Source organism: Phyllobacterium myrsinacearum (genome assembly GCF_014138285.1).
In the GTDB taxonomy this organism is placed as follows: Bacteria; Pseudomonadota; Alphaproteobacteria; order Rhizobiales; family Rhizobiaceae; genus Phyllobacterium; species Phyllobacterium myrsinacearum_A.
The window spans coordinates 39,922-54,080 of record NZ_JACGXN010000005.1; the positions used below are offsets into that span (position 1 = coordinate 39,922).

Consider the following 14,159-nt stretch of genomic DNA (forward strand, 5'->3'; position numbering starts at 1 on the left):
TCTCAGTGGAGGTATAAGTTTTTGGCAGGTCAGGCGAACACGTTTTCCTTTTCCAAAGCTGGTTACAATGATTTTTTCTTGACCGTCCTTACGGTCGATCGACCGGTCCATCCATCCCACTTTGAGTGTAACAAATATCCTCTGCCGTCTCACATGAAGTGACACGATATGCACTTCGGTCTCACGCAAGTTATTGAAAACATTTAATGCGTGAGTCTCAGTTTGAACTATAAATCGAACCTGGCATACCGGGAGGGATGCGGGATATGTTTCTCAACCTGCCCGATGAATCGCAAAGCGCTTCTTTAATTCTCCGGAGGTCCCGGCGGACTGCAATGCTGCGAGATAGTTGTCCTTCCATTGGTTGGCATCATTTCCAGTGACTTGCTTCAAGAGGCTGCGATGCCGTTCGCGCCGTTCATCCATTGACATGACTGCTGCCCTCTTGAGGGCCTGCGCAACGTCATGAATGTCATACGGGTTGACAATGATTGCTTGATCCAGCTCTTCAGCAGCACCGGCAAATTTTGACAGGATGAGTATTCCCGGATCCTTGTCGTCTTGGGCAGCAACATATTCCTTCGCGACCAGATTCATCCCGTCGCGCAAAGGCGTGATGAGGCCCACCAAGCTGCACCGGAACAGTTGTGCCAATTGTTCTCGGGGGATATTGCGGTTTATGTATTGGATGGGTGCCCAGTTAAAATCGGCAAACTTGCCGTTCACGGCTCCGGTCAACCCTTCGAGCTCGGCGCGGATATCGGCATAAGCGGACACATCCTCCCTTGAAGGCGAAGCGATCTGCAGGTATTCGGCGCGGCCTTGATATTCCGGACAATCCTCAAGGAATTTCCGGAATGCTTTCATGCGTTGAGGAAGGCCTTTTGAATAGTCGAGACGGTCGGCTGAAATGATCTGGAAGCGCTTCAACACCGTGCGGCGCATACGTTCCAGTTCTATCGTGTCATCATCCTGATGGGCCATTTCCGCGAATTGCTGAACATCGATTCCGATAGGGAAGTCCGCAATGGTTATAACTTGGTCATGCCATCGCACGGTGTTCGATGTGATGAATTCAACGTCGGAATGCTCTCTCAGATAACGGCAAAAATTCTGAACGTCATTTTTTGTCTGCAGGCCAATCAGATCAAACTGGAGAAAGCACTCGCGCAGCCAGTCATGATAGGGGATGGCAGAAAATACATCAGCCGACGGAAATGGAATGTGCAGAAAGAATCCGATTTTCTGTCTGCAGTCCCGCTGCCGGAATTCTGCCGCCAACGGTATAAGATGATAATCGTGGATCCATATCAGATCATCTTCCCGAAGGTGCGGACAGGTCATATCGGCAAACTTGCGATTCACCGCCGCATAGCGGTCGACGAATTCAGTTCTGTGATCCATCAAATCCAATCGATAGTGGAATGCGGGCCACAGAACCTTGTTTGCAAATCCGAGATAATATTGCTCATGCTCTTCTTCCGATAAGGGCATCGTGAGCGAGATGACGTTGTCATAGGTCTTGCGAGAGGCCTTCGACTCTCTTCCAACCTCTCCATTCCATCCCACCCACATGCCGCCGCGGCTTCTTAAGGCGTCAACAATGCCTACCGCAAGCCCGCCGGTCTGAGTCTTGTTTTCAAGATCGCCGGTGCGATTGGAGATTACAACTAATCGTTCCATTGGAGCATCCTTACATTTTTACGGGTTATAGGATGTAACCTTTTGGCTCCTCATATGTTCCCTTATCAGGAGCGTTTGACTTTGTTGCGCTTTCCCTGGAACGATTTCCCCCCTTTTGCAGTGGGTGGGAATGGCAAAAAGGAGCAGTTATGACGGGCATTAGCCAGGTGTTCCCCGATGATTTAAGGCGATGGGCATTTTTTCTGGATGTCGATGGCACATTGATCGATCTCGCCGATACGCCCGATGGGGTGATCATGCCACCCAAGCTACCGCACCAGATTGCGGATTTATCTGCTCGTCTGGATGGAGCATTGGCATTGGTGAGTGGCCGTTCAATTCAGTCTGTCGATACACTCTTCCGTCCATACAGGTTTCCCGTTGCCGGATTGCACGGAAATGAAATGCGCCATGAGATGGACGGATCAGTCAGCCGTACACCAGTTGATGAACATCGTCTGGACAATGCAAAGCGATCCTTCGAAGGGATTGTTGCAAAGTGGCCCGGAGTTATCCTCGAAGACAAAGGGGCCGCGTTGGCCATTCACTATCGTCAGGCGCCGGCCGCATTTGCAGAAATCGATGTATGCGTCACGCAGCTATTCCTGAAACTGGGCCCGCATTGGACGCGCCAGGATGGCAAAATGGTCGTTGAAATTCGTCCAAGCGGAGCCAATAAGGGCAGTGCGTTGGCAAAATTCATGCGTTCGCCGCCATTTGCGAAACGCTTGCCGCTGGCGATTGGAGATGATCTTACCGATGAAGCGATGTTCAAAGTTGCCAACACGCTGAGCGGTCAATCCATACTCGTCGGCTCGCCCGGTCATGTCAGTCAAGCACGGTCGAGGGTTGAATCGCCTGCCATGGTGCAAGCTTGGCTTGGTCAAGCGACGCATGCAGGAGAAAACCGGCCCGGCCGTGATGAGAAATGACGCATGGAACGATCGTTCCGATCCGGAGCGGATGAACGTGTAGATTAACTTTTTAGGAACCGAACTGGAGGTGAACAGTTGTTACTACACACCTTCATAAGGAGAACTGTAGAATGATTGAGATCAATCATCCCACAATTGGTATTGATCGTAAGGGTCGTGAAGCCGAGTGCGAGCGCGCGTTGAATGCTGCATTTTACGCCCTCATAAGAGAGGCCACGGAAGCTGGGTGGGATGTGCCAGAGGCTGCGCAGGCTATAGCGAAAATCGCACAGCGATGCGCACAGCAACCACCCGCTGACGAGTTTGATTGGGTGACGGGCGAACATATTCACCACTAGCAGGCTTGATCACGTCAGACTGATGGCTGCCAGGGCAATTGGCCGATGACGCAGCGTGATCTTTGCTGTTCGCCGTCAAGAGGTTGGAACGTGGGCAGTTGCATTGTCTTTGCGCAATTCCCTGAGTGCCGCAAACATCCACTGTCCAACTTCTGCAGAACCTGCCTTGTCCTGTTGTAGCGTTACGTTCGTGCGGCCAGCCGCACGATAGGCATTATTTCCTTGGCGCGCCAGATGATCGGATATCACCAATCCTGCGGTGGCCGGATTGGTCAACGCCAGGCTGCGAAGAACAGGGTTTTGTATGATAGGCTTTCCTAAATTTATATTCTCTGCTTCGTTGATATAACCATCCGGATCGGCATGGAGCCAGGGGACACCGCCCATGCCGCCATGGGTGCAGTAGAAGAACCGTTCGCGATAGACCGTCGTATCGCGATGGGCTTTCGTCCCGTAGCTTCCGAAACTGTTTCTTGAATTGCTTCGAGGATCCCGCCGAGCATGGAAGCAGTACTCTACATTTTTGGGAATGAAGCCGGGCGTGATCAGCATTGCACGGTCAACGGCATCAAACAGAAAAAGGCCATGAACGGGAACGCCGCGGTCCTGCAGCAGGTCACAGACTTTGGTAGCCGCTGCTCCACCCCGGCTGTAACCAGCGAGAAAAATCCGCTTGGGCCTGCCATTTTTTTGGCTATACAACTTGTAGACATGTTCAAAGGCTGCAAAGGCCAGATTAGCTGTCGCAACTCCATCTATACTCGGGCCGCGCCTGTAAAACTTCGCGGGGGTATTCCATTCCCGAAATATTCGATTGACGAAGCTGTTCTGGAACTCCAACTGATATTGCTGGTTATTGAACACGCCAGTCCCATCAATCCCTGCAAAAATGTCTGATGCCGCATAGGCTGCGGTAATCTCTGCCTGACGTCGTTGCTCATCTTCAAGTTTGGCAATTTGCCCGGCAACATAGCTGCTCATGTTCGCGGGGAATGGGTTCTGCATGCTGCACCTCATGGGGAAGTATCACAGACTATTCAGTATTTTGATAACGCAAGCATTCGACACAATCAATTTATACTTGCCGTAAGCAAAACAAATCATAGGGGCATCTTTGTTACCTAACCACCGTCTTTATGGGCGGCTGCGAATTCAATGATGTTCCGTGTAGAATGTATACTTTATTGGCGCCAATGATTGAGAAAATTGTCGACAATATAGTTGACAAAGAGAAATCCCTATGGCCTATGGAAGGGGGAATAAAAGTCGCAGGCGTGCCTAGCGACAGCGCTCATGGGAGGAGGAAGTACTGATGACGCGACTGCGAAAATCCGTCTTGATAGCGGTAACATCATTGTTGCTGTTTGGAACGGCGGCCGAAGCCGCAACGCTGCGATGGGCCGGGCAGCGGGACATATTCTCCCTTGATCCCTACTCCTACGGATCGACGTCCAATCTGGCTTTTCTGAATCATATTTATGAAGGGCTGGTGCGCTATACGCCCGAGTTCAAGGTTGTTCCGGCGCTAGCCACGGAATGGCAGCTCATCGACAACAAATACTGGCGTTTCAAACTTCGCCAGGGCGTGAAATTTCACAATGGTGCGGCTTTCACTGCTGATGATGTCATTGCGTCGCTCAAACGTGTGAGTGACCCAAGCTCGCCGCTCAGAGGCAATATTCCTCTCTATGTTGGCTCGAAGAAGGTGGACAATTATACGGTCGACATTGAAGTCTCGGCACCGTCGCCGCTCTTTCTCAACGATCTGACGAACATCTTCATGTTCAATGCCCAGTGGCTCATCGACAACAAAAGTGAAAAGCCCACCGACGTTGGTGCGCAAGTCGAGGGCTATACCACCTATCACGCCAATGGAACTGGGCCTTTCAAGCTCGAGAGCCGCGTTCCGGACAGCAAGACAATTCTCGTTGTGAATGACGGCTGGTGGGATGAGAAGAAGCACAATATTGACCGCATCGAATTTACACCGATTACGTCTGCTGCAACACGGGTAGCTGCCTTGTTGTCAGGGGAGGTCGACCTCGTTGATGCTGCACCTATTCAGGATATCAGCCGGCTTGAATCAACGCCGGAAATCAAAGTAGACAAACGCTCGGATTTGCGGACGATTTCCATCGCATTCAATCGCCGTGAAAAGCTGGCGGACGGGCGCGACAATCCGTTCAATGACCTGCGCGTGCGGCAGGCATTCGACCATGCGATTGACCGGAACCTGATCAACAAAAAGGTTATGCGCGGTCTGGCACATCCGGCCGGCGTGTTGGTTGCCCCGGAGATACCGGGCTACGATGCAGAGCTGGACAAACCAGCGACCTATGATCCGCAATTGTCACGCAAGCTTCTAGCTGAAGCGAGGCAGAGCGATCTCGCATTCACCTATCTTTGCATGAATGATGAAAGCGTCAATGAGGAGGATGTTTGCTCAGGCGTCGTCAATATGCTGACGCGCGCCGGCTTCAAGCCAACCCTCGACATCGGGCCGCGTGCCGTACAGACGCCAAAACGCTCAAGCGGCAAATCCGACGTGTATATGGTTGGCTGGGCGAACGAACCCACGCTTGATGCCTATTCGATTCTGGTTCAGGTGCTTTCCACCCGTCGTGGTGCCGATGGTGTCGCAAACTATGGCGGTTGGTCATATCCCGAACTCGACAATATGGTCAAACAGGCTGCCGCGGAACAGGATCGTGACAAACGTCTGGCGATTGAAACTGCTGCGCTGAAATTTGCAAAGGATCAGGCAATCATGATCCCGCTGCACCAGCAGCCGATGGCATGGGCCATGACCAGCAAGATTGAAAGTGTGGTCATCCGGGCCGACAACAAGCCTCGGCATTGGCTGACACGCATGACCGACTGATCTGCAGCGCCTTTGGCGCTGTCTGATAACCAGCAAGACCTCCGTTCAAGGAGGCGGCAAACGTCCAGAAGCGGAGCAAACCAAAATGTTGAAGCAACTAGGCCTCGCAGCCGCGGTGGCAATGAGCCTGATTTTACCCAGCCAAGCCGCCACACTCAAATGGGGCGCGCCCCATGATATATACTCGCTCGATCCGTATTCTTACGGTGACAGCTACACGCTTGCTTTCCTGAACCACGTTTATGAAGGCCTTGTCCGGTATGACGCCAAGCTCAAGATCGAACCCGCATTGGCCACGTCGTGGGAGACGGTGTCGGACACGATTTGGCGGTTCCATCTGCGCAAGGGTGTAAAATTTCACAACGGTGCGGACTTCACCGCCGATGACGTCTTGGCGTCACTGACGCGTGTGAGTGACAAGACCTCGCCTTTGCGCGGGAATTTGCCTGCCTACAAATCTGCCAAGAAAGTCGATGATTATACCATCGACATTGAGCTGACGGGCCCATATCCACTTCTGCTGAATGACCTCACGAACATTCACATCTTTGATGCGACCTGGCTGGCAGACAACAACTCCTTGAAACCGACCGATGTCGGTGCAAAGCTTGAGGGTTATGCTACCTATCATGCCAACGGCACAGGCCCTTTCATCATTGAAAGCCGCGTACCGGACAGCAAGACGGTTCTGGTTAAAAATCCGAATTGGTGGGACAAGTCTGAAACGAATATCGACCGTATTGAATTCACTCCGATAACATCTGCGGCAACACGTGTTGCAGCTCTTCTGTCCGGCGAGATCAATTTCACCGACAATGCACCGTCTCAAGATCTGCCCCGGCTCTCGGCCCAACCCGAACTCAAGGTCATGGAGCGCACTGATCTGCGGACGGTTATGATCGGGTTCAATCGCAAGCCGAAGCTCACCAATGACACCGACAATAAATTCAATGATCTGCGCGTCCGTCAGGCTTTCGCACATGCTCTGGACCCCCAACTGATCCAGAAGCGCATTATGCGGGGTAAGTCGCGCACTGCGGGTGCAATCATTGCACCGGAAATTCCGGGCTATACGGAGGCGCTCGACAAGCCGGTTTCCTATGATCCGGAACTGTCCAAGAAGCTGTTGGCAGAGGCTGGAGCAAAGGATTTTGCTTTTACGTTCGTGTGCACGACGGATGCTTATGTCAACGAGGAAGAGCTCTGCCAGGGCATGGTCAATATGCTCAGCCGTGCAGGCTTCAAGCCGCAGCTCGACATTGCACCGGTAGCTGCGCAGACACCCAAGCGTACGAATGGCAAGGCTGACGTCTATCTGATCGGATGGGCGAACGAGCCGATGCTCGACAGCTATTCCATCCTGCTTCAGATGATCGAGACGAAGACAGACAATGCCGGTGTCTTCAATTGGGGCGGCTGGAGCTATCCCGAAATTGACAAGCTGGTCGTGCAGGCCTCGACAGAAATGGACAGGAACAAGCGGCTGGAACTGCAGACCAGAGCCCTGCAGATGGTCAAGGATGAGATCATCATGCTTCCTCTGCATCAGCAGCCGATGGCTTGGGTGATGACGGACAAGATCGATCGCATCGTTCAACTGCCTGACAACAAATCCCGGCATTGGCTGACGCATTTTGCCGAGTAGGTTGGGCGGTTCGCCTCGATTGGCTCAAGGCAAACAGAATTAAGGGAGGCGACATATGCTGGTTTTTATTGTGAGGCGCTTGGCAAACGCAATCTTGGTGATGCTCGCAGTGGCCATGCTCGCCTTTCTGATTTTCAGGCTTGCCGGCGATCCAGTTGAACTTATGGCAAATGAACAGATGACACAGGCGGATCGCGACAATCTGCGCGAACGCCTGGGTCTCAACGATAATCTGCCGACCCAGTACGTCCGCTTCGTCATTCATGCGGCGCAGGGCAATTTCGGTATCTCCTATCGTAATGGCCAGGATGTTCTGACGCTGATCGCGGACCGGTTTCCTGCAACCCTGGAACTGGTGCTGGTGGCGACATTGATTTCATTGGTATTCGGTATTCCTCTCGGCGTTCTGACAGCAATCAAACGCGGCAAATGGTATACGGAAGGCCTTCAGTTCATCTCCATTGTCGGAGTGTCGCTGCCCAGCTTTGTCGTTGGTATCCTGCTGATCCTGGTGTTCTCGGTCAGCATGGGATGGTTGCCTGCATTCGGACGTGGTGACGTCGTCAGGCTTGGCTGGTGGTCGACGGGGTTGCTGACATCTTCGGGGCGTGCAGCACTCATTCTGCCGTCCATTGCGCTGTCACTTTACCAGATCACGCTGATCATGCGGCTGGTGCGGGCAGAAATGCTGGAAGTGCTCCGTTCTGATTACATTAAATTTGCACGGGCGAGGGGCATTCCCCGCTGGCGCATCTATTTCCGGCATGCATTGAGAAATTGCCTGATGCCGGTCGTTACAATGACGGCAATGAACATCGGTTCCCTCATCGCTTTCGCACTGATCACCGAAACCGTCTTTCAGTGGCCGGGCATGGGCATGCTGTTCATCCAGGCGGTGACATTCATCGATATCCCCGTAATGGCGGCATATCTGTGCATCATCTCTTTCATTTTCGTTGTTCTGAACATGCTGGTGGATATCGCTTATGCGGTCATCGATCCACGTTTGCGCAGCGCACGTTAGACCCAGAGTTAGGGACCTGTTCGATGACAATCGATGTATCGAAGACGCCAAAAGCGCCAAGGCCGGCGCGCCCGCCGCTGCTGAGGCGCATGCGCAACAGCGACCTCTGGTGGTCGTTCACGCACAGCAAGATAGCAATGGCTGGCGCCATTATTCTGACAGTTTTGATCCTCACGTCCGTGTTTGCGCCATTGATCGCCGTCCAGAATCCCTATGACGGGGCGCAACTGGATATGTGGAAAGCAGAACTTCCGCCCATCTGGCAGCAGGGTGGCGAATGGCCCTACCTGCTGGGAACCGACACACAGGGCCGTGATATGCTCTCGGCTATCCTGTACGGGACGCGCATCTCCATTTTCATTGGCATTGCATCGGTTGCTCTGTCCCTGCTGATCGGCATGAGCGCGGGTCTCGTGGCGGGTTATTTCCAGGGCTTTGTCGACAATCTTCTGATGCGCATCGGCGATGTCACGCTTTCGATCCCAACCATTCTTGTTGCGATCCTGGTTTCGACCGTCGTTCGGCAAATGCTTCCGGTGGAACTTCGCGAGATTGGTGCCTCGGCCGTGCTGGTGTTTGCAATTGCCCTGTCGGCATGGGTTCAATATGCCCGGACGGTTCGTGCTCAAACGATCGTAGAGTGCGGCAAGGACTACGTGCATGCGGCAAGGCTGATCAAGGTGCCTGCTCGCCGGATCATGGCGAACCATATCCTGCCAAATACGCTCACGCCGGTTCTTGTGGCTGCGACGTTGAACTTCGGCATGGCCATTCTTACCGAGGCTACACTTTCCTTTCTGGGCATTGGCATGCCGCCGAGCCAGCCGTCACTGGGGACATTGATCCGCATCGGCAACCAATTCCTGTTTTCAGGCTCGTGGTGGATTGTGCTGTTTCCGGTGCTCCAGCTTTGCCTTCTCGTCGTTGCTGTGAACCTGCTCGGCGATTGGCTGCGTGATGCCCTAAATCCGAAATTGAGGTAGGTAAAACATGTCCAACTTGTTGCTCCGTAACGTACGGCCCATGGCTGGCGATAACTGTGATGTCCTGATCAAGGACGGAAAAATAGCCGGTTTCGGTCAATTTGCGCCTGAGCCCGGCATGCCAGTCGAGGATGGAGGCAACTCCATTGTCATTCCCGGTCTTATCGATGCTCATACACATCTCGACAAGACAACATGGGGCATGCCGTGGCATGAGAACAATCGGGCGGCTGTACTGCGCGAGCGCATCGATTTCGAGCGTGAGAACCGCAGTGCGATCGGAATTGATCCTCACCGGCAGTCCATGCGGCACGCGATCGGGCTGGCAGCGCATGGCGCGACGCATATCCGCAGTCATGTCGACATCGATCCCACCCACGGACTGTCCATCGTCGAAGGCGTATGGGAAACGCGCGAAAAGCTGCGTGGCATCATTGATATCGAAATCGTTGCCTTCCCCCAGTCCGGCGTCATGGTTATGCCAGGTACCACCGAATTGCTTGACGAGGCTCTGCGCCAAGGCTGTGAAGTGCTGGGAGGGATCGATCCCTGCGGCATTGATCGCGATCCGAAGGGCCAACTCGATATCATATTTGCACTTGCCGTGAAGCATCAACGGCCAATCGATATCCATCTGCACGAGGCCGCTGATCTTGGTGCGTTCACCATGGAGCTTATTTTTGAGCGCATTCGTGCGCACGGCATGCAGGGTAAAGTTGCCATAAGTCACGCGTTTGCGCTTGGGATGAATGACTACATCCGGGTCGGAAAGTTGATTGATGAACTTGTGGCGCTTGATGTGGCGATCCTGACGACAGGCGCGCCATCTGCTGCTGTTCCGTCGGTCATGAGGCTGAAAGAGGCGGGCATACGCGTTGGTGGCGGTTGTGACGGTATTCGTGACACTTGGGGGCCATGGGGCCAGCCCGACATGCTCGACCGTGCCAAGATCATCGGCATGAAGAACGGGCTCAGGAAGGATCGCGAACTGGAGCATGTTCTTCATATCGTTTCACAAGGTGGCGCTGATGTCATGCAGATCGAAGGCTATGGCCTGAAGGTTGGTTGCACGGCTGACCTGACACTTCTGACAGGCGAAACGCTGGCGCATGCGGTTGTTGATATTGGGCCGCGTCCGCTGGTCGTCAAAGGCGGGCGTATCACTGCTCGACAGGGCCAAGCCGTTGTGGACATGCCATGACAAAAGCCGGACTTGAGACACTAACGCTCGGTGGCAGGCCAGAGGGACGAACGCTGCTGACTGCGGATTGGGTGCTTGGTCACCGCGACGGAACCCATCGCCTTCTCCCCAACGGTGAAGTGGTATTCGAGAACGGCGAAATTCTGTTCGCCGGTCATCGCTTTCCGGGAGAGGTGGCGCGCCGGGTCGATTTCGGTAAGTCGCTGATCAGTCCGGGCTTCATTGATCTTGATGCGTTGTCCGATCTCGATACGACCATCCTGGGTATCGACAACCATCCGGGCTGGGCCAAGGGCCGTGTCTGGCCTCGCTCCTATGTCGACACTGGTCCCTATGAAATGTATTCATCCGAAGAGCTGGCTTTCCAGAAGCGCTTTGCTTTCGGTCAGCTTCTGCTGAACGGTATAACCACAGCTGCACCAATCGCTTCGCTGTTCTATCGCGAGTGGGGTGAGACGGTTGCTGAATTCGATGCCGCTGCGGATGCGGCGGGAGAACTTGGTTTGCGGATCTATCTCAGCCCAGCTTACCGTTCGGGCGGGATGGTTCTTGAAAATCCGGGGCAGATACTTCCGGTTTTCGATGAGCAACGCGGCTTGCGCGGCCTGGAAGACGCGGTGCGTTTCATTGAACGGCAAACTGGACGTTATGGAGACCTTGTGAGGGGCTTGCTTGCTCCTGACCGTGTTGAAACGTGTACACTCGGATTGCTCCAGCGCACCGATGCCGCAGCGCGTGAGCTTGGCTGCAAGATTCGCCTGCATATGGCGCAAGGCATCATGGAGGTGGATACGGTTCGTGCGTTGCATGGCTCAACAGCGCCGGTGTGGCTCGCGAAATCAGGACTATTGAGCGATCGGCTGATTGCTCCCCATGCGACCAATGCGACGGACGAAGATCTTCGTCTTTATGCAGCGAACGGCGTCTCAATTGTGCATTGCCCGCTGGTTTCTGCCCGTGGTGGTAGCACGCTCAATTCGTTTTCAGCATGCCGCACCCGCGGGATCAACATTGCCATGGGGACCGACACGGCGCCAGCCGATATGCTGATGAATCTGCTTGTCGGTCTGGTCACCTCCCGTATCAATGATGGCGTGCCAGACCGGGTGCGCTGTGCCGATCTCTTCGACGCTGCAACGCTTGGCGGTGCAAGGGCTCTCGGCAGACCCGACCTTGGCCATCTTTCATCAGGAGCACGTGCTGATATTGCGGTGTTTGGCCTTGATGACGCGATAATGGCGCCGTCGATTGATCCCATCACAACGCTTGTCGCAGGCGGATCGGGCAAGGTGACGCGAGCAGTCTTTGTCGATGGACGGCCCTCCATGCTCTTCGGCGAGGTTGCCGGCATTGACATGAAGTCTGCCCGTGAACGGGCACAAAGGCAGTTCGACGCGCTTGTTGCCAAATACCCCGAGCGAAGCTGGGCGCTTCCATCCGTCTCCGAAATATTTCCTCCGAGTTATCCAATAGAGAGTGATGCAAATGGGTGAAACAACCGATCAGCCCATCCTCGAGGTTCGCAATCTCACGGTGGAATTCCCTGGGCGCCACGGGACAGTTGCCGCACTGTCGGACGTGAGCCTCAACATTCGGGCCGGCGAAATTCTCGGGGTGGTTGGCGAGTCCGGCGCCGGCAAGTCGATGACCGGATTGGCAATACAGGGCTTGCTTGAACGTCCCGGTCACATCAGTGGTGGCGAAATCTGGCTCAAGGGGCGTCGAATTGATACCCTCGATGACTATGAGATGCAGAAGATTCGCGGCCGGGAGATCGGTGCAATCTTCCAGGATCCGCTGACCTCGCTCAATCCGCTTTTCACCGTAGGAGCTCAGCTGAGCGAGACGATCCGCCAGCATCTCAACATGAACAAAACACAGGCGAGAGCACGGGCTGTCGAACTGCTTGGAGAAGTTGGTATTCCCTCACCGGATGAGCGGGTGAATCATTACCCGCACCAGTTTTCCGGCGGAATGCGGCAAAGGGTCGTGATCGCTCTGGCACTTGCTGCATCACCCAAGCTCCTGATTGCAGACGAGCCAACCACGGCGCTGGATGTGTCCATTCAGGCACAGATTATTTCGCTGCTGCGCAAACTCTGCAAGGAGAAGCGCACCGCTGTTATGCTTGTCACGCACGATATGGGCGTTATTGCAGAGGCAGCGGACCGGGTTGCTGTCATGTATGCAGGCCGGCTGATTGAGCTTGGCTCGGTCAATCAGGTGCTGCATGCCTCTACGCATCCCTATACGCGCGGGCTCATGGCTTCGATTCCAGCGCTTGCGGCGCGGGTGGAGCGCCTCAATCAGATCGATGGATCAATGCCGCGGCCCGGTGCCATTCCGAATGGTTGCGCTTTCAATCCACGCTGCAAATCGACAGGCCCGCGCTGTATTCGCGAAAGGCCTGAGCTTATGCCAGCCGGGGATGGTGCGAGCGCATGCTGGCTCAATGCGGGAGGAATCCAATGACCGAGATCAGACAGAAAATGCCGGCTTTTACGGCTGAACACCTCGTCAAGACATTCGATGTCTCTGCACCGTGGCTGAGCCGGGTCGTTGAACGCAAACCACGGCAGCTTCTGCAGGCTGTCAATGATATCAGCTTCACCGTACCGGCGGGTGGGTGCTTGAGCATTGTTGGAGAAAGCGGTTGCGGTAAATCAACGGTGGCGCGTCTTGTAACAGGGCTGCACAAGCCAAGCGGTGGTGAACTCCGCTTCGCGCCTGGCCGCAATGGCGCACCTGTTTCGGTGCAGATGATCTTCCAGGATCCCTATGCATCGCTCAATCCCCGCTGGCGTGTGAAAAATATCGTTGCCGAGCCACTGCGTGAGTTGAAGCTGCTCAAGACCTCGGCTGCAATCACCGACCGCGTTGAGGAGCTGCTGGAGACAGTCGGGTTGTCAGCGTCTGATGGTGAAAAGTATCCGCATGAGTTTTCCGGTGGTCAGCGCCAGCGCATTTCAATCGCTCGGGCGCTCGCCAGCGAGCCCGAGTTCCTCGTATGCGACGAGCCAACCTCTGCGCTTGATGTGTCAGTGCAGGCGCAGGTTCTCAATCTCATGCGCAGATTGCAGGACGAACTTGGCCTTACCTACCTGTTTATCAGCCACGACATGAGTGTCGTGCGCCACATGTCGGATCGCATAGCGGTCATGTATCTTGGACGTATCGTGGAAGAGGGAGATACGGAAGAACTTTTTGCCGATCCTCGTCATCCCTACACGCAACTCCTGCTGCAGACGATCCCGAATGTCCAGAAGCCAAACAGGGACCGTGTTGTCGGGGGAGGAGAGGTGCCAAGCCCGCTCAAGCCACCATCGGGGTGTGCCTTTCATCCGCGCTGTCCGGTCGCAACAGCGCGCTGTTCGGTGGAAATTCCCGATGTGCGTACACTCACAAACGGGACCCGCGTGGCTTGCCATCTGGTGGATGAGAGAGCGGCTGATGTATCGGTATAACGCGC

General features: G+C 54.5%; 12 protein-coding genes. 10 read left to right on the top strand and 2 right to left on the bottom strand.

All coding sequences use genetic code 11. The features are described 5' to 3' along the window. Nucleotides 1–273: 273 nt before the first annotated feature. Entirely contained in the window at nucleotides 274–1,683 is a 1,410-nt protein-coding gene (locus tag FHW16_RS16365; protein ID WP_182550300.1) for an alpha,alpha-trehalose-phosphate synthase (UDP-forming), read from the bottom strand. 149 nt (nucleotides 1,684–1,832) lie between these two features. On the opposite strand from FHW16_RS16365, the gene otsB reads away from it, so the two are divergent. Beyond that, on the top strand, nucleotides 1,833–2,615 hold the full coding sequence (otsB, locus tag FHW16_RS16370; RefSeq protein WP_182550301.1) for a trehalose-phosphatase: 783 nt from the start codon (nucleotides 1,833–1,835) through the stop codon (nucleotides 2,613–2,615). A 113-nt stretch (nucleotides 2,616–2,728) separates the two neighbouring features. Next, the gene (locus FHW16_RS16375; RefSeq protein WP_182550302.1) at nucleotides 2,729–2,956 is read left to right on the top strand and encodes a hypothetical protein; all 228 of its coding nucleotides are present in this window, start codon (nucleotides 2,729–2,731) and stop codon (nucleotides 2,954–2,956) included. A 75-nt stretch (nucleotides 2,957–3,031) separates the two neighbouring features. Here the strand turns inward: FHW16_RS16375 and FHW16_RS16380 are convergent, their stop codons facing one another. Then, nucleotides 3,032–3,961 carry an alpha/beta hydrolase fold domain-containing protein gene (locus FHW16_RS16380; protein WP_182550303.1) on the bottom strand — a complete coding sequence of 310 codons (930 nt, stop codon included), beginning with the start codon at nucleotides 3,959–3,961 and terminating at the stop codon, nucleotides 3,032–3,034. Nucleotides 3,962–4,268: 307 nt separating this feature from the next. Between FHW16_RS16380 and FHW16_RS16385 the strand changes: the two genes are divergently transcribed. The 8 genes from FHW16_RS16385 (at nucleotide 4,269) to FHW16_RS16420 (ending at nucleotide 14,154) form a co-directional block, all read left to right on the top strand. Further along, nucleotides 4,269–5,837, top strand: coding sequence for an ABC transporter substrate-binding protein (locus FHW16_RS16385; protein WP_182550304.1), 1,569 nt, complete (start codon nucleotides 4,269–4,271; stop codon nucleotides 5,835–5,837). Between the two features lie 85 nt (nucleotides 5,838–5,922). Then, entirely contained in the window at nucleotides 5,923–7,482 is a 1,560-nt protein-coding gene (locus FHW16_RS16390; RefSeq protein WP_182550305.1) for an ABC transporter substrate-binding protein, read from the top strand. A 55-nt stretch (nucleotides 7,483–7,537) separates the two neighbouring features. Next, nucleotides 7,538–8,506: an ABC transporter permease gene (locus tag FHW16_RS16395; RefSeq protein WP_182550306.1), complete on the top strand. Its 969-nt coding sequence runs from the start codon at nucleotides 7,538–7,540 to the stop codon at nucleotides 8,504–8,506. A gap of 23 nt (nucleotides 8,507–8,529) precedes the next feature. Beyond that, on the top strand, nucleotides 8,530–9,489 hold the full coding sequence (locus tag FHW16_RS16400; protein ID WP_182550307.1) for an ABC transporter permease: 960 nt from the start codon (nucleotides 8,530–8,532) through the stop codon (nucleotides 9,487–9,489). Between the two features lie 7 nt (nucleotides 9,490–9,496). Next, nucleotides 9,497–10,690 (top strand): amidohydrolase family protein, encoded by a 1,194-nt coding sequence (locus FHW16_RS16405; RefSeq protein WP_182550308.1) that lies wholly within the window; start codon nucleotides 9,497–9,499, stop codon nucleotides 10,688–10,690. Continuing rightward, nucleotides 10,687–12,183 (top strand): amidohydrolase family protein, encoded by a 1,497-nt coding sequence (locus FHW16_RS16410; RefSeq protein WP_182550309.1) that lies wholly within the window; start codon nucleotides 10,687–10,689, stop codon nucleotides 12,181–12,183. Before FHW16_RS16405 ends, FHW16_RS16410 begins: the two co-directional genes overlap by 4 nt. Next, nucleotides 12,176–13,162: an ABC transporter ATP-binding protein gene (locus FHW16_RS16415; RefSeq protein ID WP_182550310.1), complete on the top strand. Its 987-nt coding sequence runs from the start codon at nucleotides 12,176–12,178 to the stop codon at nucleotides 13,160–13,162. The genes FHW16_RS16410 and FHW16_RS16415 overlap by 8 nt, the downstream gene beginning before the upstream one ends. Beyond that, nucleotides 13,159–14,154, top strand: coding sequence for an ABC transporter ATP-binding protein (locus FHW16_RS16420; protein ID WP_182550311.1), 996 nt, complete (start codon nucleotides 13,159–13,161; stop codon nucleotides 14,152–14,154). Before FHW16_RS16415 ends, FHW16_RS16420 begins: the two co-directional genes overlap by 4 nt. Nucleotides 14,155–14,159: the final 5 nt, after the last annotated feature.